The sequence below is a fragment of the Anaeromassilibacillus sp. D41t1_190614_C2 genome (genome assembly GCF_015558525.1).
GTDB classification, from domain to species: domain Bacteria; phylum Bacillota; class Clostridia; order Oscillospirales; family Acutalibacteraceae; genus Anaeromassilibacillus; species Anaeromassilibacillus stercoravium.
Genome location: NZ_JADMOD010000015.1, coordinates 1 through 22,596, shown reverse-complemented (window position 1 = coordinate 22,596; position 22,596 = coordinate 1). Strand labels below are relative to the sequence as shown.

Annotated in this window: 15 protein-coding genes and 1 tRNA gene; 5 read left to right on the top strand and 11 right to left on the bottom strand. The window is 52.2% G+C overall.

The features are described 5' to 3' along the window. The first annotated feature begins 144 nt into the window (after positions 1 to 144). The 4 genes from I2G69_RS11375 to I2G69_RS11360 all read left to right on the top strand — a co-directional run bounded on the left by I2G69_RS11375 (position 145) and on the right by I2G69_RS11360 (position 4,472). On the top strand, positions 145 to 660 hold the full coding sequence (locus I2G69_RS11375; protein WP_140400321.1) for a hypothetical protein: 516 nt from the start codon (positions 145 to 147) through the stop codon (positions 658 to 660). Between the two features lie 43 nt (positions 661 to 703). Further along, positions 704 to 2,392, top strand: coding sequence for a cadherin-like beta sandwich domain-containing protein (locus tag I2G69_RS11370; RefSeq protein ID WP_087230928.1), 1,689 nt, complete (start codon positions 704 to 706; stop codon positions 2,390 to 2,392). A gap of 70 nt (positions 2,393 to 2,462) precedes the next feature. Further along, positions 2,463 to 2,539 (top strand) — tRNA-Met (locus I2G69_RS11365). A gap of 577 nt (positions 2,540 to 3,116) precedes the next feature. Then, the gene (locus I2G69_RS11360) at positions 3,117 to 4,472 is read left to right on the top strand and encodes an NCS2 family permease (RefSeq protein ID WP_087233783.1); all 1,356 of its coding nucleotides are present in this window, start codon (positions 3,117 to 3,119) and stop codon (positions 4,470 to 4,472) included. A 147-nt stretch (positions 4,473 to 4,619) separates the two neighbouring features. Here I2G69_RS11360 and I2G69_RS11355 read toward each other — a convergent pair whose 3' ends face one another. Genes I2G69_RS11355 through I2G69_RS11305 form a run of 11 tightly spaced genes read right to left on the bottom strand, consistent with a single transcriptional unit; the run spans position 4,620 to position 17,768 of the window. Next, positions 4,620 to 6,209: an aldolase catalytic domain-containing protein gene (locus I2G69_RS11355; protein WP_087233786.1), complete on the bottom strand. Its 1,590-nt coding sequence runs from the start codon at positions 6,207 to 6,209 to the stop codon at positions 4,620 to 4,622. After that, positions 6,206 to 6,949, bottom strand: coding sequence for a 3-deoxy-manno-octulosonate cytidylyltransferase (locus tag I2G69_RS11350; RefSeq protein ID WP_087233789.1), 744 nt, complete (start codon positions 6,947 to 6,949; stop codon positions 6,206 to 6,208). The genes I2G69_RS11355 and I2G69_RS11350 overlap by 4 nt, the downstream gene beginning before the upstream one ends. A 10-nt stretch (positions 6,950 to 6,959) precedes the next feature. Continuing rightward, entirely contained in the window at positions 6,960 to 8,714 is a 1,755-nt protein-coding gene (locus I2G69_RS11345; RefSeq protein WP_191520990.1) for a glycosyltransferase family 2 protein, read from the bottom strand. Beyond that, entirely contained in the window at positions 8,653 to 9,801 is a 1,149-nt protein-coding gene (locus tag I2G69_RS11340; protein WP_195560802.1) for a polysialyltransferase family glycosyltransferase, read from the bottom strand. The genes I2G69_RS11345 and I2G69_RS11340 overlap by 62 nt, the downstream gene beginning before the upstream one ends. Continuing rightward, a complete protein-coding gene (locus tag I2G69_RS11335; protein WP_087233798.1) occupies positions 9,791 to 10,774 on the bottom strand; it encodes a hypothetical protein in 984 nt (327 codons plus the stop codon). Before I2G69_RS11335 ends, I2G69_RS11340 begins: the two co-directional genes overlap by 11 nt. After that, positions 10,755 to 12,764, bottom strand: a complete 2,010-nt coding sequence (locus I2G69_RS11330; protein ID WP_195560801.1) for an HAD family hydrolase — start codon at positions 12,762 to 12,764, stop codon at positions 10,755 to 10,757. The genes I2G69_RS11335 and I2G69_RS11330 overlap by 20 nt, the downstream gene beginning before the upstream one ends. A 3-nt stretch (positions 12,765 to 12,767) precedes the next feature. Then, complete coding sequence (locus tag I2G69_RS11325) at positions 12,768 to 13,556, bottom strand: ABC transporter ATP-binding protein (RefSeq protein WP_243254956.1); 789 nt, start codon at positions 13,554 to 13,556, stop codon at positions 12,768 to 12,770. A 17-nt stretch (positions 13,557 to 13,573) separates the two neighbouring features. Continuing rightward, positions 13,574 to 14,347 carry an ABC transporter permease gene (locus I2G69_RS11320; protein ID WP_195560800.1) on the bottom strand — a complete coding sequence of 258 codons (774 nt, stop codon included), beginning with the start codon at positions 14,345 to 14,347 and terminating at the stop codon, positions 13,574 to 13,576. Next, the gene (locus tag I2G69_RS11315; protein ID WP_191441813.1) at positions 14,340 to 15,734 is read right to left on the bottom strand and encodes a hypothetical protein; all 1,395 of its coding nucleotides are present in this window, start codon (positions 15,732 to 15,734) and stop codon (positions 14,340 to 14,342) included. The genes I2G69_RS11320 and I2G69_RS11315 overlap by 8 nt, the downstream gene beginning before the upstream one ends. A 17-nt stretch (positions 15,735 to 15,751) precedes the next feature. Then, positions 15,752 to 16,585 (bottom strand): glycosyltransferase, encoded by an 834-nt coding sequence (locus tag I2G69_RS11310; protein ID WP_195560799.1) that lies wholly within the window; start codon positions 16,583 to 16,585, stop codon positions 15,752 to 15,754. Further along, entirely contained in the window at positions 16,542 to 17,768 is a 1,227-nt protein-coding gene (locus I2G69_RS11305; protein ID WP_191396110.1) for a glycosyltransferase, read from the bottom strand. Before I2G69_RS11305 ends, I2G69_RS11310 begins: the two co-directional genes overlap by 44 nt. A 659-nt stretch (positions 17,769 to 18,427) precedes the next feature. Here I2G69_RS11305 and I2G69_RS11300 point away from each other — a divergent pair. Further along, positions 18,428 to 22,596, top strand: a 4,169-nt coding sequence (locus I2G69_RS11300) for an InlB B-repeat-containing protein (protein WP_195560798.1), incomplete at its 3' end; no start/stop codon positions are given.

The window sequence follows — 22,596 nt, the reverse complement described above, 5'->3', positions numbered from 1 at the left end:
TTGCATGCTCCTTTTCTTTGTATTATAATAGTAACGATATTTTTACGTATATTTTCGACCTCATTGCCCATGGTAACATAAATACATGATAGAATCCATCGCTTTTTAAAAGACAGTGATGATTTTTCGAAGGAAGGAATGTTCGTGCTAAGAGATTTGTCGGGCCTCCAGATATTCCTCTGGAGTGTAATTATCATTGCAGCATGGCACGTGGCGGTATTCTTAGCTTGCGTTAAGATCCCCACCGCTTTTTTTGATGCCACTAAGTCGCGCTACTTGCCGAAAAAATGGGAGAAGGGCGGGCGCTGGTATCGGGATAATTTGAAGATTCAACTTTGGAAGGATAAATTGCCGCAGCATATCGGGAAAGGCGGCTTCTCCAAGGCACATTTGACAGATGTCTCTATTGAATATCTGGATGAGTTTATTATGGAGACCTGCCGCGGGGAGTGGATGCACCTTACCAACTGCCTGTGCGGAGTCGTGATGCTAGTGGTCAATTCCCTAGGGATTGGGCTTCTGTTTGCGTTTTTGATTTTGTTGGGGAATTTGCCGTTTGCCGTGATCCAACGGTATAACCGGTTCCGCTTGCAGATCCTCAGGAAACGCCGCTTGCGGGAATTGCGCACGACGGAGGCCATGGAAACAGTGACGGCCTGATTACCGGGAAACGATAGGAAACAGAAAATGGAGGAGGTACACAATGCTGCAACGGGTATTGGGACTCCTCCTTTCAGTTATTGCCCTTTTTCATTTAGGAACGGTGGCGGCTGCAGCTTCCTTGGAGACGGAAACACCGTTTGTATTCTCGGTAGATAGGGAGTCCTACTATGGTGGGGAACGCATAGAATTGACCGTGGATACCACAACGGCCCAAAAGGACATTGCGGGCTTTTGCGTTTCCATCGCGTACGACGATACCCGCCTTTCCTTTTTGCGTGTAGAACCGTCCAGCCAGATCAAAAATAAAACCTTGCAGACAGATGGGACGAACAATCCTGTGCGTAGCACGTATGTGTGTAATGTGGATTTAGGCCATGCACCCGCTCTGTCCGGAACCATTTTAACTTATGTTTTTGAGGTGAATGAGGGGGCTCCGGCTGGCGAAACAGAATTGGAGGTCGTGGTCGATCAAGTTTGTAACTGGCAAGGGGAACAGCTGGATTCCCGTTGTGAAGGGAAGGCGCCGCTTGAAGTGCTCCCGCCAAAATCGGACAGAGCATTTTTGGAGAGTTTGGAGCCATCCTCGGGAAAGCTGTCCCCATCCTTTTCAGCCGATATCTATCATTATACCTTGGATGTCCCATATCGGGTGTCGAGCGTTACATTTGACGCGCAGGCAGGGGAGAATGGAACGGTCAGTGTCAGCCGGAAAACGCTGCAAAAAGCCGGATCAACGACTTCGATTACCATTACCGCCACTTCGGAGAATCAAAAACAGAAGACGCAATACCTTGTGGACGTCAACCGGGCCGAAGAACCGGAGGAACCCGAATGGGAAGCTTATTTGGCCGAACTGATCCCATCGGCCGGGGAGCTGCGTCCAGCCTTTTCGCCAGACGTGACCGAATATGCGTTGGATGTCGGCGCGGACGTACAGTCTTTGACCTTTCAGGCAAGGGCGGGAGAGGACGGTTCGGTCAGTGTCAGCCGGGAAAAGCTGAATCGCGCGGGGACTTCGACGGAAATCAAAATTACCGCTGTGTCATTGGACAAAAAGAACCGGCAGGTGTATACGGTTACTGTGAACCGGGCGTTGGAAGAATCCGCTTCCGCCGCATCATCCCCGTGTTTTCTCACCGCGTTACAGCCGTCCGAAGGGACTTTGGAGCCGCCATTTTCCCCGGACATTTTGGAATATACATTACCCGTGGATTCGGATGTGCAGTCCGTGACCTTTCAGGCGAACGCCTCGGAAGGGGCAACAGTTTCCATCAATCGAAAGACGCTCTATAAGGCGGGAAGCACCACGGAGATCGTTGTAACCGTACGTTCGGAGGATCGCAAAACAACAAAGCAATACACGGTGTCCGTTGTTCGTGCGGAAGAAGGCGGTTCGGCTTCGGAAAGGGCGGGGGCCGGCGGCACAGGGATGGCGGGCGGCAATTCCGGCTCGAATGTCGCTGCAAAATCGAATGATGGGGAGTCCCCGCAAAGCGGAGAAGAGCCTTATATTCCTTTCAAGGTGGGCGAAACAGAGGAAGCGGCAGAGAGCGCTGCGGAGGCTGGCGTCCCTTTGGGCCAAACGGAAGAAGGAACAAGGGAAACCGTTTTTCGAGAAAATAACCAATTTTCGGCTTTTGTGGCAGGAATGGTTGCCGCAGTTATCTGTGTTGCATTGGGGATGGGGCTGGTTTTCCTCTATGAAAAGGGGAAAACGAAAAAATTATAAAAAAGACTTGCATTTTATATGGAAGTGTAGTATAATAATTTCTGCACTCACAGAGAGGGTGCGGAAATATCGCGGAGTGGAGCAGTCCGGTAGCTCGTCGGGCTCATAACCCGAAGGTCGTAGGTTCAAATCCTGCCTCCGCAACCAGACCGAGTCTGGACGCACGGCGCGTTCAGACTCTTTTTCTTTTCCGGGCTGGACCGCTCGCGCCGGAGACAGCATCTAAAGTGTCCATCCCATTTGTATGTACCGGTCACTTTAGAAAGAGTGGCCGGCTTTTTTATTATTTCGGTTGACGTTTGCTTTTAGAGCGCCAAAGGAAGTTAGAAACGCTTTTCCCATGCTATTGTTGTTCTATATGGCGGGTAAGTCTGTCCGGTAACCCATCGATGACGATCTTCCAGAAACAGATGGAGTTTTGAAAAGGTCAGACAAATGGCGTTTGGCATTTTGGAGGATGTCTATGCCCATGGTGTTTATAGAACGTCTTTGAGGCAAAATGAGCGCTTCTGCTTCATAGAGAGCCAAGCGTTTATCCACCCTGATATCCCAGCGGTTTCTCTTGTGTCCCTTCTATGCGGCTTTAAAATGAAAATCGGGAAGAAGGTTATTTGGCATGTCATTGTAAAGTGAAGTGGAGCAGAACCCATTGCGGAGTATGGTTTCGGGACAGTGATAGAGAGACGCATAGGCGATAAAATACAAGGAAGGCAGGTAGGACTTTATGGAGAGGTTTTTTAAACTCAAGCAAAACGGGACGACAGTAGGCAGAGAACTTGTCGCCGGTTTCACAACGTTTTTCGCAATGGCCTATATCATTGCGGTAAACCCGACTTTGTTGAGCCAATCCGGTATGGAATGGGGAGCGGTGTTTTTAGCAACGATTATCTCGTCCATTATCGGCACATTGGTCATGGGCTTGGTGGCGAATGTCCCCTATGCGTTGGCGCCAGGAATGGGCTTGAATGCATTTTTTGTCTATACGGTTTGCTTCACACTCGGCTTTACCTGGCAGCAAGCCTTGTCGATGGTCTTTATTTGCGGATTAATCAATATTATTATCACGGTTACAAAAGTCCGCAAATATATCATTAAAGCGATCCCCCGCAGCTTGCAGAATGCCATTGGCGGCGGAATCGGCATTTTTGTTGCCTATATCGGTTTGTTGAACGTGGGTATTATTACTTTTGATTCCGGTGTGCCTGCGTTGGCGACTTTGAACCAGCCGTCCTTCTGGCTGTTCCTGATCGGCCTGGCATTGACAATTGTCCTGCTTGTGTGCAAAGTCAAGGGCGCCATCCTGATTGGCATTGTTGTGACGGCTTTGCTGGGTATCCCGATGGGCGTAACCACCACCACGGAAACCATCAGCTTTACGGAGGCATGCCAGCAGCTGCCCACGACCTTTGGCGCGATTTTTACCAGCGAAGGCTTAGGCTCCCTGTTCTCGGATGCGTCGAAGATCCCGCTGGTGTTGGTCACGATTTTCTCTTTCAGCCTCTCGGATACGTTTGATACGATCGGAACCTTTATTGGCACGGGACGCCGTACGGGCATCTTCAGTGATCAGGATGAAAAGACTATGGAGACCAGTGTGGGCTTTAAATCCAAGATGGACAAGGCCCTGTTTGCAGATGCAACGGCCACTTCCATCGGCGCGATCCTCGGAACATCCAACACGACGACTTACGTGGAGAGCGCCGCAGGCATCGGCGCCGGCGGGCGTACAGGCCTGACCAGCGTAGTGGTTGCGCTGTGCTTTGCAGTGAGCGCGTTCCTGGCGACGTTTGTCAGCGCGATCCCCTTTGCGGCGACTGCGCCTGCGTTGGTGGTTGTCGGCATTATGATGCTGTCGGCATTTAAGGAAATTAAATGGGATGATTTTGACGAGGCAATCCCGGCATTCTTTGCGGGTATTTTCATGGCGATCTGCTACAGCATTTCCTATGGTATTGCGGCAGGCTTTATCTTCTATTGCATCACCAAGATCTGCAAAAAGCAGGCGAAACAAATTCATCCGATTCTTTGGGGCGCAACGGTATTGTTTATTTTGAACTTTGTGCTGTTGACCTTTATTTAACAGATTGATTGAACCCTTTATAGAAAGGCGCGTTTTGCAACCCGATTCGAGGATATGCAAAACGCGCCTTTCGTTTTTGATGAAAGAGAAGATCGATTGATGGATGCAACCGGCCTTCTCTTTTTTGCGGATACTCGTAGGCCTTTTTTATTCGTATACGGAAGGCGTTAAAAAGTGGATGTGGATGGCTTTAGAGAGTTCCGCCAGTTGCTTTCGGATGCGGATTTGTTTTTCCAGGATCTCCTCTTCGTTCACCTTTAAGTTGAGTTCCCTGCGGTAGTAGTTGCCATTGTGTTTGTGGTGGAAGCCGTCGAAACCTGCCAAATAGATTTCGGCCGCCCCGCAATATGCCAATAGCTTCAGCAACATCAACCCTGCGTTGTCGGAGATCATTTCATCCGCATTTGTGTAGCGGTCGTAGTCCACATAGAGGCAGTCTTCCCGGCCGGTATCTGGGATATTCGAGGTCAAAATGGTGTGGATATCCGGGAAACGTTGAAGCTCTTGCCCGATAACATCCATGCGCTTGTGATTGCTGACAAAGCAGGCGTTCATGCGGTATTTTGGGTCCAAAAAATTGACGGAGATAACAAACGGCTTCTCTTGGCCAATAAACGCCATAATTTCCTCGTACTTTGATAAAAGGCTTTTTCCCGGCGCCAGAAGCAGGAGTTTTTTTCCGCGAATCCAACCGGTGATCGTTTGAACGGAAGCGCTGTCGTCGATTTTCCGGCTCTGATACTGCGTATAGAGCTGTTCAATCAAGACCCGGTCGTACAAAACTTTGTAGGCGTCCGGAATGGATTGGATGATCTTTTCGATGTCCTTCATGGTGAGGGTCTGCTTGTTGATGAGATAGGCAGCGTAATTTGGATGGCAGACATGGTTGGCGGCAATATGGTAGGGCATCGTATAGCCCCATTCGTATTTTTTGCGGATGTTGGCGATGTACTCATCGTAGATGTCCATGACCATGGTCACATCGTACCGGGAGGAAATATTCTTATTGATATATTGGGTGATGAGTTCTGTAGGAAGGTTGCCGGCGCCCCGCCCCATTCCATAGACAGAGGAATCCAAAATCAGGGTGCGTTTGGTCTGGATCTTCCCCAGAACCTGTGCATTGGAAAAGGCGAGCTGCATGTTGTTGTGCCCATGGAAGCCCAGATGGATTTCGGGGTCCATGTTCTCATCGATCAGATAGAAGCGGTGGGAAACCTCGTTGCGGTACATGCTTCCCAAAGTATCTACAATATAGAATGCATACGGTTTGAGCTGGTTCATCTTTTCCACCAGTTGGAGCAGCTCGATGTCGCTGTAAAAGACTGTCCCCACAGGCTGCATAAAGACGCGGTAGCCCTTTTCCATGATAATTTTGGCCCAATCGATCGCCGTTTCGATTTCCTTTTTGTGGAAGGTCAGGCGAATCCCATCGATGCTGTTTCCATCATAGGGAGCGAGTTTGGATGGATGCAGCTCTTTCTCCCCGATGGCGATCATGGCCACGTACATGGAGTTCCTCTGCTGTTTTGGCAGCACTGCTTCAATATCGGCGGTGCTGTTAAAGAGGGAACACTCCTTTTCCTCGACCATACCGGTTAAGAACCCGCATTCGATGATGTCGATTTTGGCGTTTTCCAGTTTATCCAAGATAGATGCGATGGTCCTGCGGCCGAACCGCCAGTCGTTGATATACCCTCCGTCCCGGAGTGTACAATCCAACACTTGAATGCTCACAGTTTGATTTCCCCCCGTTCCAGTTTTTCTTGCAGGACGCCCCGGACATAATCCAGATCCTTTGGCGTATCTACGGACAGCGTGTGCGCGTCCACCTCGATCATACGGAGCTTTCTCCCATGCTCGACAAAGCGCAGTTCGTTGATGTCCTCGATTTTTTCCAGGGCCCCTTTGGGGGTTTCTGCGAAAAACCGCAGTGCTTCCATGGAATAGGCGAGGACCCCCAGGTGTTTATAATAGTCGAAGTGAACGCTGGCCTTTGGATGCGGGATCGGGCTGCGGGATAGGAACAATGCGTTGTCCGCTTCGTCCGTCACTACTTTGATGTTTGTCTCATCGACCACTTCGACGGGAGAGTGGATTTTGGTCATCAGATTTGCGGCGAAGAACCCCTCTTTCCGGTTGGGGATGACTTGCTCGACGATGTTCGGGTCGATCAGCGGCTCGTCCCCGTTGATGCAGAGATAAATGTCCGCCGGAAGGGATTGTGCGGCCTCGTAGATGCGCTCCGTACTGGTCCGGTTTGCGGGCGACGTCATCAGGCAGGGGATGTGAAGCTCTGTGCAAGCTTGCTGGATGGCCGCATGGTCCGTGGCCACATAGACGGCGTCAATTTTTTTCGATTGGGACACCTGGTTGTACACCCACCAGACCATGGGCTTTCCACAGAGATCCGCCAAGGGCTTTCCTTGAAACCGGCTGGAACCGTATCGTGCTGGAATGATTGCGATGGTGCGCATAACGGTTTCCTCACCTTCCTAAGAAATTGCCGATGGCGCGGATCGGCTTGGTAATCCGCCAGCTTGTGGAGTGTTCGTAGGTGTCCACAACCTCCTGGATGCGCCGGTCCAGCTCCTTTTGGTACCAATCCGGCGGGGGTACTTTTCCAGGCGCTGGGGCAGGCTTGGCGGGCGCTGCTTTCGCGGGAACGGACGGCTTCCGGTTCAGCTCCTGCTTGTAGAGGTTCCAGTTTTCCAGCAGGCGGTCCGACCACATTTTTAATACGGGCCCACTGATCAGTTCGTATCCATCCGGGACGGGATACGCCCCGATTTTGCAACAATTTTCCCCGTCCTTCATGTCGTAGGCGAGCACGCTGGGGAGGTACACCTGGATTTCCTTTTTTAAAAGCTGTTTGCGGCCATTTACCTTTAAATGAAAATGGAGGACGAGAAAATCCCGAAGGCGGTCTTTTAGCGGAAGAAAGGCCTTGTTGAAGATGGTGTCCATCTCATAGGTGCTGAGCAGGGCCTGAATCACGTAGTGCCCCTTGACCGCCCCAAAGCAGCCGGTGGTCAATTCCTCTTCGTTTTCAAACCCGAAAAAGATCCGGTTGAGACGCAATTTTTTTAAGTTCAATTGGACGTGCATGTCCGGGGTGAGGACGATCCCGCCCTCCGCGCACAGAATCTTCAGCGCGCAGTATTCCTCCACATAGGAGACATATCCCGCATCCCAGGCTTGGTGTACATTTTCCGGAAGCTGTTCCTGCGCAAAATAGCGCTCGTCCGCGTCGATCAGTTTGGTCTTTGGAAGGGTTTCCTGGATTTCCTCCAAAAATTCGGTTGGGAGGGGACGGCCAAAATGTACGCAGATGATTTTGTCCGGGATGATCTCCTCCCGCAGGAAATCCAGGATGCTGCGCGTCTTCCCATCCTTGGCAAGATACGGATTGAGCAGGAAATCTTTCTGATACTCTTTGAGCAGGTCGATGAAATCCGCCCGGAAGAGCACCCTGGATTGCATCATATTCCAATACAGCTGTTTGGCGACGCAATAGATCACTTCTTCCCGGTAGTCCTGGTCGCTGGTTTCGATAAAATTCCGAAAGGCCTGGATGATGTCGACCATATTCCCCACCAGGGAAGTGGAAATGGTGTTGGCTCGCCGGTAGTAGTTGTAGAAGGGCTTGGGGACGTAACCGATCCGCGGGTAACGGGTAATCAGGGAGGGAATCAGGGAGATGTCCTCAAACAGCATTTTTTCGTACTGGTTTTCTTCCCAGATGGTCCTCCGGAAGAGCTTGTTGACGCTATAGGTGATGTTGTTCCCATTGGCGATATAATCGGATAGGTCGATCTGCTCACGCGGGTAGGATGATACGGTGCTGGTCCTGTTTTCGTCGACATAAATGATTTTTACATCGCACATCACGATGTCGTCGTCCTGTTCGACGGCCTTCTGATACAGTTCCTCGTACATCTCCGGCTCGACGGTGTCGTCTGAGTCAAGGAAAGCGATGAATTCGCCTCTGGCGGCCCGCACGCCGGTGTTCCTGGCCAGCCCGAGCCCCTCGTTTTCCTTGTGTATGACATGAATCAAATCCGGATACTCCTGGGCGTAGCGGTCGCAGATTTGCGGGGAAGCGTCATCGCTGCCGTCGTCCACCAAGATAATCTCCTTTTCTGGCAGGGTTTGCGCAATGGCGGAATCCACAGCCCGCTCAAGATAGTTTTCGACCTGATACACGGGAATAATGATGGAAACTTTGATCGGTTGGTTCATGGCGGCCTCCTAAATACGTGAGAATATCCTGGAGTTCATAGACCGTTTGCGGTACGTAATAATTGTTCCCGGCGAACTGCCGGCGGAACTTGCGCAGATATTGCTTGAGGATGGCGTCTTCCTTCCAGAGGACTTTGCCCTCAAACAGGCGGTACAGCATGACCGTATTGACATCCATCCCGAATACAATGCGGCTGGTGAGCGCTGCGTTGGAGCAGACGGTGATCGTTGTGCAATGCTCCGGGTTTTCGTTGAATAGAAACAGTTCCCAGGGCGCTTCGGTGGGATATTTTCTGGTCAGGCCCAATTGAAAGGGCACGTTTTCCGGGTTGCGCGGGTGGGGTTTCACCAGGAACCGGCCGGGGCCGACGGCCTGCTGGCAAAGACGCATCAATGCAAGGTCGTTGGTTTGGATGCCCTCGGCGCGGAAGGATTGCTCCAAAAAGATGAAATCCATGCGCTCCTCGGGCTTTTGGTAATCGAAAATATAGTTGAGCAGAAGCTTTAATTCCTGATCGTTCCGGTCGACTTTGGGAAGAGCTTGGTTGATGAGGTGGTCCCCGCGCAAGGCGAGGTGCGGTTCATAGAGCAGCACCCGGCGCACTTTCTCCCGGATCTTTCCTCCCGCCGGATGGCGGTTGATCGGCGCGCGGTCTTCCCGCAGATAGTCGATCACATAGGTTGAAAAACCATCCTCATACCAGATGAATTCACAGGAGGGGCGGTCGAATTGGCACGCCAACATGCGGATAAATGGATCGAAGTTGGAAAAATAGACTTCCGAATAGTCTGCAAGCTCTTCGTTCAGCATCCAGCGCAGGGTATGGGAGGCGTTCTGAAAGCCTTCGTCGAGCGTGTCCCCTTTTGCCGCCGCGTATTTTTGGTTCCACTCCTTCGTCTTTCCAAAGATCACTTGGGCAAATAGCCCGGTTTCCTTGAGGCGGGGGATGTATGTGTGCAAAACTGCGGTGATGTCCGTCACAAGCAGGTCGGCCTCCTTTTCCGCGAGGATGCTTCGCTTCATGTGTACAGCGGTGAAAAGCTGATAGACGGAATTCACAACAAGCAAAACTTTGTTATTCAGCATAGGATTTCCTCTCGATTTTCTGAATCAAAAAATGGTTCCCGAGATTTTCGCAGCTGGTGGAATCGAATGTGTAGATGGATGTAGGTTTGTGCCAAAACACATAGGGGAGCAATTCCGCAGGGAAGATCTCTTTGATGCATTCCGCGTCCGGGAAGATTTTCCGATAGTTTAAGAAATCGTCCGGATGCTTTTTGATGATGAGGGGGACGTCCTGAAGGACGTTGACCCGCAGGAGTTTGTAGGAGCGAATCTGTTCCTCTTCACTCATCATATTGAGGTTGGCAAAGTGCTGCGTCAATAGGATGGCTTCCGCCTTTGTCCAAAGGCGGTGCTTGAGAAAGAAGTGGATCAAATGGTTCCGCTTCCGTTCCGGCAGATTTTGTAGGACTTCTTCCACGGAGAAGTCCACATACCGCTCCCCGGAGACGTCGATGGTCTGCGCCTTTTTTAGGCAGATGACGCTGCAAATGTAGGGATTTTCGCCGTTGAACAACCGGTGCTTGCGGGCGATCCTCGCATGGGTGGGGAAACTTGCGGCCAAGGTTTCGTACAGTTCGTTTGACCGGCTCAACATCCCCGCTGCATCTTCAAAAAAGTGGAAGGGCATCCGGTTTTGAATCAAGTAGAGCGAAAAATAAAAGTGCGCCCCCGCCACATAGATTTCGGAGAAATCTGTGATGGGGTGGGGGATGATCTGCTCATAACACAGCTTCACATCTTCCAAGATCTGCTGCTCCTCCCGGTGTAGAATGTGGAGATAGGGGAAGAGATACACCTCGTTGAACAGACGCCGTGTCACCAGTTTCTTATATTGCGGGTACTTTTGGGTGATGAAGTCCGGAAGGATCAGCACGGCCCGTTCCCGGCTGTGGTAGGTCATGCGGTGCAGGATCACCTCCAACAGCTGGTAGGAACTCACCGCATGGTATAGGACGAGCGGCTTGTCCGATATGCTAGGCGATGTGTATTTCATCCATCAACCCCTCCAGACCTTTTCGAAACGCTTTGTTTTTTCGGCTGCACACGCTGAGCATGGGCGCATAGGCATCCCGCCCATGGATGGGGATGGAACACCCAAGGCGGCGTTCCACTTCCAAGAATTGCTGGACAAAATCCAGAATTCCCCGGTGGATTTCACGGACCCGTGCAGCGTCGGCCCGGGATTCTTTGAAACGGCACTCGCAGTTCCCGTTTCGATCCCAGTAAAAGCCTTTCAAGCTTCCCTCCGGCGCGCCGAGCAGGAGTTCCCAATAGAGGTTGTGATTCTGCGCCGGGTCGTGGAATTTCCAAAGATCGCGGTTTTCGCTCTGGGAGTACAGATAGCCGACCAGTTTCCCCTGGAATAGGAAGCTCTCTCCCGCGTCGGGTTCCGAGCTATAGCAGGAATTGGTCCCGGCCAAAATCCCGGTGATGTCGCAGCGGAGCCCCCACAGGCGGTTCACGGCGGCGTCAAGGGAAATGGCCCCGCTGCCTGCCCAGCCAATGTCGACCGCTGCGGCGCTACGGCACCCCTGCAAGACCTGGGAATAATAGGCTTTTCCCGCGTCCACCTGTTCCTGGTAGGCGTCCAAAACCTGTTCCCAAGCGTCCATGAAATATTTTTTAATCCTTCCGACATTTTTATACGTCAATTCCGCGTTCGGTTCGATTTCCACTGTATGGCAAAGCGGTTCTAAGAGATGGCCAAGCTCCATGCTCTCCAGGATCTGCCGGACGGTATACGTTTGATCGGTTTTGTGAAACAGGAACCTGCGGAAATACGCCTCTTTATAGTAACCGGCTGTCAGCTTCGTGGCTGCCAGCCTGGACCAATAGACATATTGGGTTGTCTCTGTTTCATCGGGATACACCCGCCGGTATGCCTGCATCAAGACCGAACCGTCCCTTGACAGGAATAGGATTTTCTCAATGTCATGCGCTTTTACATAATCATGGATAAATTGACAGTATCCCGCTACAAACAGCCCTCCGTAAATAAAGCCATATTCGTATTCCTGCGAATAGGAGGAAAGCCCATTGTGCATCTGTGCGTTGACGATCCCGCGGTAGATGCTGCCAGTGATGGAGGACATGTCTTCCGGACGAAAGCGGTTCCCCTGCTGATGAACATTGGGATAGAGGATCGCTTGCATCCTGTGACGTTGGGCCTCTTGCAGATCGGAATGGCGGTTGTCCCCCACATGCACATAAGATTTCGCTTCGCCGAAGCGCTTTCGGATTTTCTCGTAGAGATGGCCGTCACTTTTGGACGCGCCAAATTCACAGGAGACAAACACATTGGAAAGGGTTCCATAGCCGCATTGATGCAATAATTCCTGGATGAAACCAGAGGGTAGATACATATCGGAAGTTGCAACAATGGTTTTTCCCTGCGCTTGCAGAGCCTTGACGACGCGGAGCATGTACGGATTGGCGAAGCAACACCGCAGTTCCCACGAGCTTTCCACCTGCATGCCGCGTTCTTTCGGAATTCCAGTTTCCCGCTCTATCTCTTCCCAGATCTCTTGAAAGGTGACTTCCCGCGTACCGGTTTCCCTTTGCTTGTTTTTCCGCGCCTGTTCTTCCGCATCGATTCGGATCTGCCGGAAGTCGGGATAGCACAGCTCCATGCCCACTAGATAAAACAGGTCCGCCGGCTCGGAGAAGGGCCGGAACAGGAGCGTGTCAAATACATCCATAGAAATCACGTCGAAGGACATCAGCTTCGCGGCAAAGGCCTCCGGGGATTCCCGCTCGCTGAGGGACGATTCGCTTCCGCCGCTGTAGAGACGCTTTTCCTCATAAAAAGGAAAGCGTTCCGGGCGCCCCAAGCTCCGCCGGAACAGAAGGTAGTACTGAACGTTCAGCCACAGCAGATAGAAAAGAACCTTCCAGCGCGCGGTGGTGTTTTGCCTTTGGTGGAGATACCGGTCCCGGATTCCGGGCACCCGGTTGACCAGGAGATGATAGATCCACTCCTTCAATGCTCACATCTCCTTCAATGTTTCATAAGCGCGGCAGACCTCTTTTGGATTGCCATCCGCCCGCAGGCGGCCCTTTTCAATCCAGACAGCCCTGGAGCAATTGGCTTGAATGACCGAGGTGGAATGGGAGACCATCAGGACCGTGGAACCGCCGTGGATCATTTCGCGGATACGGGCCTCGCTTTTTTGCCGGAAGAACATGTCGCCCACGCTTAGAACTTCATCCAGAATGAGAATTTCCGGGGTATCCCGGATGGTCGCAATGGCAAAGCCAAGACGCGAGACCATGCCGGAGGAATAGTTGCGTACCTTTTCCTCCATGAAACCTTCCAACTCCGCAAATTGGACAATCGCGCGGTATTTTTGATCGATGAAGCTCTTGGGGTATCCGATGATCGCGCCATTTAAATAGACGTTTTCCCGGCCGGTCAGCTCGGGATCAAAACCCGTCCCAAGGGTGAGAAGCTGAACGCTTTTTCGGTCCACCAGCACCTTGCCGCGGGTGGGAATCAGCGCCCCAGAGATGATCTTGAGCAAGGTGCTTTTTCCGGAGCCGTTCGTACCGATGATGCCGACAACTTCGCCTTTTTGGATGGTCAAGTTAATATTATCCAGTGCCTTGAACATCTCGTAGTGGTTCTGTCCCCGCACGGCCCGCACCAGAAGCTCTTTGACGCTGGTGGCCTCATCTTTGGCCCGTTTGAACAGCATGCTTACATGGCTTACGACAATGGCGGGTTCTGGTTTGCTTTTTTGCCCTTGCGCTATGGCTGGCTTGTTTTCGGATGGCATTTGAACACCCGCCTCCATCAAAGTTTCTGCATAATCCGATTCCGGTTCTTTTGAAAGATTAAAGAACCGATGGCATAGACGCCCAGACTCCAAAATAGCATCTGGAACCATTCGATGCGCTCCGGCAGCGCCCCCATCATCACGACTTTCCGCATGCAGTGGATGAATGTATAGAGCGGGTTGTTCCAGATTACCACCCGGATAATCCCCTGAAGCTGCTCGACCGGGTAAAAAATCGCAGAGCAATACATCCAGATGGTCAGCAGCACCGTATACAGGTGCTTGACATCCCCAAAAAAGACGTAGGCTGTGGCCAGCATATAGGAGATCCCCAGAGAAAACAGAAACAGGAAGAGAATGATCAATGGGGAAAAGAGCATGGTCCATTTGGGCGATACCTGGAATACAAAGAGCATGATGACATAGGCGATGAGCGAATAGCCGAGATTGATTAGGGCGGTATACACCCGGGTGAGGATAAACAACTCCATGGGGAATTTGACTTTGAGCAACAGCATTTTATTGTCCACTAGGGAGGTCATGGAGGAATTGGTGGCCACTGTGAAGGCCTGCCATAGGATGTTGCCGGTCAGGTAATAAATGGGATAGTTTTCGATGGAGCGGCGGAACAGTTGGGAAAAGATCAGGGAGAGGACCACCATGGAGAGAAGGGGATTCAGGACGCTCCAGATGACTCCCAGATAGGAGCGGGCATATTTTCGCTTGAGTTCCCTGGCCGTCAACTGCCGGATGACAAACGCATATTGCTTTCCCTGTTGTGCGTCAATCATGTTTGCGATCCCTCCGTTTCCCTCTTCGAGTTTGCATCTGCTTTTTGCTATACCGCATCCATTTATAGAGGGTATACTGCCACAAATGATAGCGGATATGCTTTCCACAGCGCACGACGCTTCCCTCATACCAGGCGCTTTCCCGTACCGGCTTTTTTGTTTTTCCGGAAAGGGCAAAGAGCTTATGGAATAAATGGTTTTCTGCGAGTTCTTTTTCCGTCAGCGGGGCGGCAAGGGGTTGTTCTCCGCCCTCCAAAACGTCGTCCGAAAAGGGGAGATTTCCAAAGCATTCCGCCTCCGCTTTGGAGGGGGTGGTCATAAACCTTGCCAGCAGACGCTGGATGGTTTCCCTGTCGCGCGCAATGGCCTCCGGCTGCAGGCCGGTTTCCTTGGTCTCGTCTGCCAGCCGTTCGATGTAAGGCATCATCAGGCGTTCCAGCCGATGGACAAACGCATTCCTGTGCGCATCGGAGAGCCCATAATGCGGAAGATATTGTTCCCCCATCCGGCGGTATCCGGTCGTCATCCCGTGAGGAGCGGTGAAAATGGCCTCAAATAGACAGTTATTAAAAAAGATTTTTGGCGTTAGGCCATGATCGGGCGCGAAATCGTAGCAATGGTATGCGCCACGGTCCGCGCCAGGGGGCAGGGCATACAGGCCCCAGTAGTACCCCTCCAATGGCTTTGTCCGTCCCATGGAAGCAAGGACTTCGTTTAAGGCCATCTGCATGGAACCCACCCAGCCGCTGTCCACGATCGCGTCTGGCACTTCCTCCAGCAATCCCTCTTGTTGCAGGTATCCGGCCAATCCGGGCATGGCGGCGCGGGAATGACGGTCCATCGAGTCGAGGAAGCGCTCGCACTGTTGCAGACGGCGGCGGACCTCTTGTAACTTGGCGTAGGGAATCACGTCCCCGGCCTTCCACGGAAGGGAGAGCGCCCCGGCGACGAGCCTCCGCTCTTGTTCGGTGAGCCCTGCCCGCGCGAGAATCTGATCGAGCGTAACGTGGATTCCGCCCCGGCAGATTGCATCGAGGGCGGCCCCCTGATCCAGATGAAAGAAGGGAATCCGCAGGGAATAGCGCGAGCAGCTCAGGTACCGGCAGACGAGGGGAAGCTGCAACGTTTCGCAAAAGAGAAGCGCGGCCCGGGACATCAGATACCCGTCCCGCGCCAGAAAATAGAGCCGTTGTTTCCCACTTTTCAGGGTATGGTAGAGAAGCCACAGGGTAAATCCTCCCAGGGCCGGCGCCAATACATATTGGCAGACGGCCGCCATCGGGTCGTTCCCCGCGGCGGGTAATCCCCGGATGCGCCGCTCCATGGCGGGATTCCCCTTGAGATCGTCCCGGTATTGTTCCAGCCGGTTTTGCTGTGCGTCCCTCATGCTTGGTTGTCTCTCCCTTATTTTGGCATCTGCTGAGGTTTCTTCTTCCTCCAATGTTTGATCGAATGGTGAGCGGAAGCCGGAACCGCGCCCACCAGCAGAGGCTTCATCACATAAAAAAACGTCCCTGGACGCAAAATGCCCAGGTCCTGGAACCCATGGTACCGCACCTTCATTTCCCGAATGCGCCGCCGGTAGGTCCGCTTGCGATAGGATTCGCGGTCCTCCCAGTATTGCAGAAGGGGTTCCTGCAAGTTGTATCCCTGGTTTCCCCGGCTGTGAAGCCGCATGAACAATTCATAGTCCTCGCACTGAACCACGGAACTGGATGGGTCGTATCCTCCGTGTCCGAGCAACACCCCTGCCCGAAACAGGACGGAAGGATGGATATACGGGGAATTCCAAAGGAAATCCCTGCCTTGCGGGGTCTTCGGCACGGATTCGATGCCCCAGACGCCGTGGGAATCCACCAATTCCGCAAGGGAACCCACCCACTGATATTGTGAATGCGTTTCCAAAAAGTCCAATTGCTTTTGAAAGCGGTCCGGCTTGGAAACGTCGTCATCGTCCATCCGGGCGATATAAGAACCGGAAGCCGAACGGATGCAGACATTCAGCGCGTGGGCCAGTCCGCGGTTCTGCTGGCCGTGTAGCAAAAGGATGCGAGGGTCCAACGCTGCCGCTGCTTGAATCAAAGATGTGAAGGGGGCTTGTGAACCGTCGTCGTAGAGCAGGAGCTCCCACTCTGCAAAGCTCTGGTCGATCACAGACTGCACGGAGCGGAAGAGGCGTTCCTGCGAGGCCGGATTATATACCCCCATGATGACGCTGATTTTTATATTGTTTTTCATAGACGCTCCGTTCGATCCGCTTGCTCACTTCGGAATATATTTCCTGCATGAGGGCGTTTGTATGGCTTTTGGCAAAAGGTTTTGCGGATTCCCTGCAAAGGGCCTTCATGTTCTCTTTTTTGGGCCCGTCCAGCTTTCGGATGGTTTCAATTCCTTCCCGGAATTCTTCCGCTGTGTTGTGGCGGCAGACAAACCCATTTTGCCCGTGTTTCATATATTCCCGAGTCCCGCGGTTGTCCGCTGCGATGACCGGGACCCCCATTGCTAGCGATTCCAGACCGGCCATCCCCAATCCCTCTCGCTTGGAGGGAAGAATGGAAGCGTCCGCACAGCCGAGGATTTTTGGGATGTCGGTACAATAGCCGTACAAGGCGACGTTTTCGGTCAGTCCCATTTCCCCGATCCATCCCGCCATGCGTTCCCGAAGGAACCCATCCCCGCAGACGCCGTATCGAAGGTGTTTCAGATGCTTTTGACGTCGTTTCATCTCCGCCAGAGCTTCCAGGACGATTTTCTGATTTTTGTTTTCGTTGAGTTCCCCAATGGAGACCAGGAAAAAATCGTCCTTTCCAATCCCTTGCTTTTCCCGCAGGGATTCACGCTGCTGCTCGGAGAAAGGTTGAAATGTATCCAGATCAAGCCCTATGCCGGGAATATGATAGAGGAGGCCGTTGGGCTTTAATCGAAAGGTTTGGGCGGCTTGGTAATCTTCCTGATTGATCACAATCAGGATGTCGGTATACCGTGCCAGAATTTTTTCCACTTGGTAATAGACCGATCGGTTGAACAGCGGCGCCCCCTTGTAAAAATGGAATCCATGCGCCGTGTAGATCACAATTAGATCCCGATCCCGGCATAACTTTCCAGCGAAACGTCCCAAAAGCCCGCCCACCGGTGTGTGGCAATGGATGGCTTGAATGGAATAGCGATGGATCAGCTGCAAAAGCTGATGCAGCGCCCGTTGATTATCCTGCCAAACGAAGGGGGACCGGGCAATGTCGATGTGGTGCAGGAACACGCCCATTTTTTGAATTTCTTTCTGATAGGAGACATAATGGGGCTCTAGGGTGTTTGTCGCGTAATGCACGATGTAGCCCATGCGCTGCAATCGTTTGACGTCCTCCCGCTCGAATTTCCAAAGGAAGTCGTGGGTGGTCGCCAGGATCAGGATGTGCTTCTCCATGATGAACGATCCCCCAATCATTCCGATAGGATAAAAGCGGACAAGCGACGAGAATCGTATGATTCAAAGGCCTGTACATAGAGTGCATAGATGACGTAGCGAAGCAGCATTCCTCGATACGGAATCGCGTAAGCGCAAAAAATTGTTTGCGAAGAACGTTGGAATCCTTGCAAGTCACTTATAGACAGTTTCGTCATTTATTAGAGGCTTTATTCTTGCTGGGAATCGCCGGAATAGAATCCCATCTTTTTTCCAGCTCTTTGTATGGCCTTAGCATAAACATATATATTTTTTGCTGGTAGTTCCGCAGGCAAAGAGCCCATATTAAAATTAACTGTGTACGCAAATTGTAAAAATAACCTAAAAACAATCATTTCGTTTTGTAAAATAGTTAAGATTGAATATTTATTACATGGATGTTAAAATATAGAATGGTTACTTAGAAAATGGATCGGATAGGGAAGGGGGGAGAAAAGCAGCGCTTATATGCGGCCTATGATGGAGCTATGTAAAAACATTTTTCCCATAGATTTCCGATTCGCCGTCATGCATGGCGTGCCGTGCTTTTGGGCCGCATAATGGCAAAGGGCTAAGAGAATCTATTGGGATTTTCTGTGCCCTTATGGGATTTAAGGAGTTAGAGAAAAGGAGTGGAAGGTTTGAAAAAAAAGAGATGGATATCCCTGGTGGTCGTCCTTTGTCTGTTGATGCAGATGCTTCCTGTTTCAGCAATGGCAAGCGTCCAAACAGCAGGAAAGGCCCCTGCTGCCGCAGCTACAGAACCGGTCGATTTAATCCCGGACGAGCCAAATACGGAAACACCAAACTATGTTTGCACGTGGAGTTTTCAGGATTGGGCTGCGTACAGTGACGACTATACGCCTGCAATGGATTCCAATATCCCGCGGGATATGTTAAACCATGAGCAGTTGTTTGGTGAAAATGGCTGGGTAAACACAGCTTATCAGGATTCCAAACAAGATCTGATTTTCCTGCTGGATGACGGCTGGGATCTCCCCAAGGGAGGAAACGGCAGCTATTTTGGCAGCTTCCTTGTCAGCCCGGATAAATTTCCGGATTATGGCGATACGCCCCAAGAGCGTCTGAAGACCTTGGTTGAGAACATCGAAAATGCTGGCTGGAAGGGCGCGGGCGTCTGGGTCTGCGCGAGCGAGATGTCCAGCGAACAGGATGGGACCTGGAATGAGGACTATTGGCGGGAACGCTTGGAATGGAGCAAATACGCCGGTGTGGATTACTGGAAGATCGACTGGGGAAATCATTCGGGCGACGCCGGATGGCGGCAGATGGTCAGCGACTTGGCGGATGAAATCTATCCGGAGCTGGTCATTGAACATATCACCGGTTATGGAACGCTCAACAGCGATGCGGACAACGGTACGCGCCTCTCCGAAGGCAATGTCGATTGGAGCGCCTATTGTGCCAGCTATTCCGATGTGTACCGTACGTACGATGTCAACGGAAATTTGTCCATTGCCACGACGTTTGAGCGCATTGGACGCCAATTGGAGCAGGCCTACACCAATGGCCGTCAATTGGGGTTGATTAATGGTGAAGACGAGGTATACATGTGTTCGGCGTTGGGGTTGATCTTTGGCGTGATGCGCTATGACATTGGAGATGCAAGTTCCGGTAGCCTGCCGAACATCTTCTTTGGCGGCGATGAAACGTTTACGGAAACACGTCCGATCCGCAAAATGCTGGACGAAGTGCAGCGTGCCACCATGTGGCAGAGGGTTGCCCCCGCCTATCGGATGGATGCTTATCAGACGGTGATCTCCGACGAAGCGTTGGCGGATACCTGGGTTTACAGCGAGGAGGACACCTGGGATTGGGGCCGGGTGCAAGGCCGCGAAGTAACCCAGAAAGCGCCGGCTGTCATTGCGCGCGGAATTGATATGCCGGTTGTAACGGCGGTGGACGGCGGACCGAAGCCCTTTGTGGCGGCAAGCCGCAACCCGAACGGCGCAATCAGCATCGGTACATATGGCCGGACTTCGACCGATACGGGGTATCAGGTTGCAAAGGCAGACGTTGCTCTGAATGCCGGCGATCTCACCGGGCTGATCGGCGTATTCGGCTATTACAACAACCTTTCCCTTACGTTCAACCAGGATTTGCATGGCAAGGAAATCTATGCGCAGGATCTGATGGGCGACACCGCTGAGAATATCACCAATACAGAAGGCGTGACCATCAGCGAGGATGGGAAGACCATTACTTTCTCCGGAGAGTTGCTTGCACGCATCGGCCTGAGCGCAAAAACGGAGGATTATTCCGAGCCTGGCCTTGCGATTCGGATTGGCGAGGAGGCGGACTTTGTAGAAGCTCCCGCTATCCGTTATATCCCCGAATCCAGAATCCCCAACAGTTCCTTTGAATTGACCACGGAGGGTGAAAGCGAAGGAGAATTGGATGCCCTGGTATGGGATGAATGGGCGAATGAAAACAAGCTGGAAAACTTCTATGTTGAGAAGGGTGATGCCCATTCCGGCGATTACTATGCGGTACAAAAGGGCGACGCAGATTATTGCGGCGGCTTGTACTATAGTTTGAGCGATCTGCAGGATGGCGTTTATGACGTTTCCGTTTGGGTGAAAGCCAGTGAGCACACTAAGGAAGGGGACCCGGCCTCCGCATGTTTGGTGGCGAAAAATTTCCAGCCGAGCGATCAGGGGCTTGTGTACGCAGAAATTCCACAGACGGACGAATGGACCGAGATCCGGATCGAAGGCATCCCGGTGACCAGCGGTAAGATGCATTTGGAGATTTACTCCGATGCCGCAGCTGGCGAGTACATCTACTTTGACGACTTCAACATCGAGATGAGCAAGGATATGGATGCGATTGCATCCATGGTGGAGAGCGTCCTGGGAGAGATGATGCTGGATAACGGCATTACAGAGGAATCCCTGTTGGCGGAAGTAGAGGATATGTTGGATTCCTATGATGGGATGACAGCCTCGATCACAGACTTTCAGAAAACAGAAGCGACGGACGACACGGTAGGCGCCCTTTCCGGTACCGTTATTTTGAAGAACGCCTCTGGAGATACGGTAGAGATACCGTTTAACCTGTCGATCCCCAGAACGTCCTTGGTCTATAACGCATCCTTCGAATTGTCTACCTATAATGGGCAGCAGCCTGAGGGATGGGAAATTTGGTATCGGTCAGGCGGTAATGGCAATTTCTATGTGGAGAGCAAACCCGACCTGGGCGGGGCCCACAGCGGCGATTGGTACGGAATGCACTGGGGCAGCAACGGCTACGACGGCAGTACTTACCAGATCGTAAAGAACCTTCCGAACGGAATGTATCGTGCATCTGTTTGGGTGAAAAATACGCCGTTTACGAGCTCGACTGCCGATCCCTGTGCGGCTTGCTTTGTCGTCAAGGACTTTGGGCAAGGTTCCACTGGAAGCGGGCTTAAATATGTGGATCTCTCCGCCGGAAATTCCGAATGGACGCAGGTTGAGATTGAGGATGTTCCCGTAACCAATGGGCAGATGCATATTGAAATTTATACGCAGGCAAAGAATGGGACATTGGAATGGATAATGTTCGATGATTTTGTGATTGAGCCGTATGAGTATGATGTTGCAGTAGCACCTACGGAGAATGGGGCAATCGCGGTTTCTTCGGAAAAGGCTTCCGAAGGGGAGACCATCGAATTGACTGTGACTCCTGCGACGAGCTATCGTCTGAAGGACGGCACGTTAAAGGTGTATAAGACGGATGATCCAGAGACAACGGTACCTGTTGAGAACAATACATTTGTCATGCCTGGTTATGGTGTGACTGTAACGGCAGAGTTCGAGCCGGCTACACCGGTAGGAGAAAAAAGTGTAAAACTCGGCTTGCAAGCGCCGGAGACGGTTGCAGCGGGCAGCGAGTTTGAAGTGAAGGGCACGATCGGCGGCCTGGATACGCTGGAAGGCCCTGTAGCAGGCTTGCAGATGATCATGACGTATCCGGAAGGCATGACCTGCACCGAGGTTACGCCGAACGAGGCGATCAAGGACGAGATGGCCTATAGCATCCATGACGATGTATTGGAGGTAAACTTTGGATACATCTCTGGGGATCTCGAAGCGGGCCTGCCGGTGGATCTGGACAGCCTGTTTACGGCGAAGTTTACCGCATCCGCAGATATGGCGGAAGGCGATTACACGTTTGGCTTGAAAGACATCGTGCTGAGCGATTGGAATGGCGAAGAGGTCCCGTATACCGCAGAAGGCGCATCCGTACATGTGACGGAACTGCCGAAGGAACCGCAGCTGCTGACGGTACAGTGGAGCGGCAACGCATCGATGAGCGTCGAGGGCGAAGCGGAGGAAATCATCTTCACAGATGCGATCTACGGCGCAAAGGTACAGCCGGGTGAAGAGCTGACCTTCACCTTCACCCCGACCAAGGGCGCGTTCTCCGGAGCGCAGCTCAACGGCGAGGACATCGAGTTTGCAGCGGACGGCTGCACGTACACCTTCACGATGCCGGGCGAGAGCACGACCCTGTGCTTCACGTTCACAAGCGTGGATAAGAGCATCCTGGGTATCGTATTGGAAGAGGCCAACGCTGTGCCGCAGGACGTGATCGACAGCCTGGTGCCGTCTGCTAAGGAATTCTTCGAGAATGCCCTGGCAAAGGCACAGGAAGTCTATGACGATGCGGACGCAACCGAAGAAGAAGTCAAAGAGGCTTGGAGCGACCTGCTGGATGCAATGCACCTGTTGGAATTCGAAGCGGGCGATAAGGAAACCCTGTTGCCGCTGATCAACATTGCAGAGCAGCTGAAAGACATGCTGGA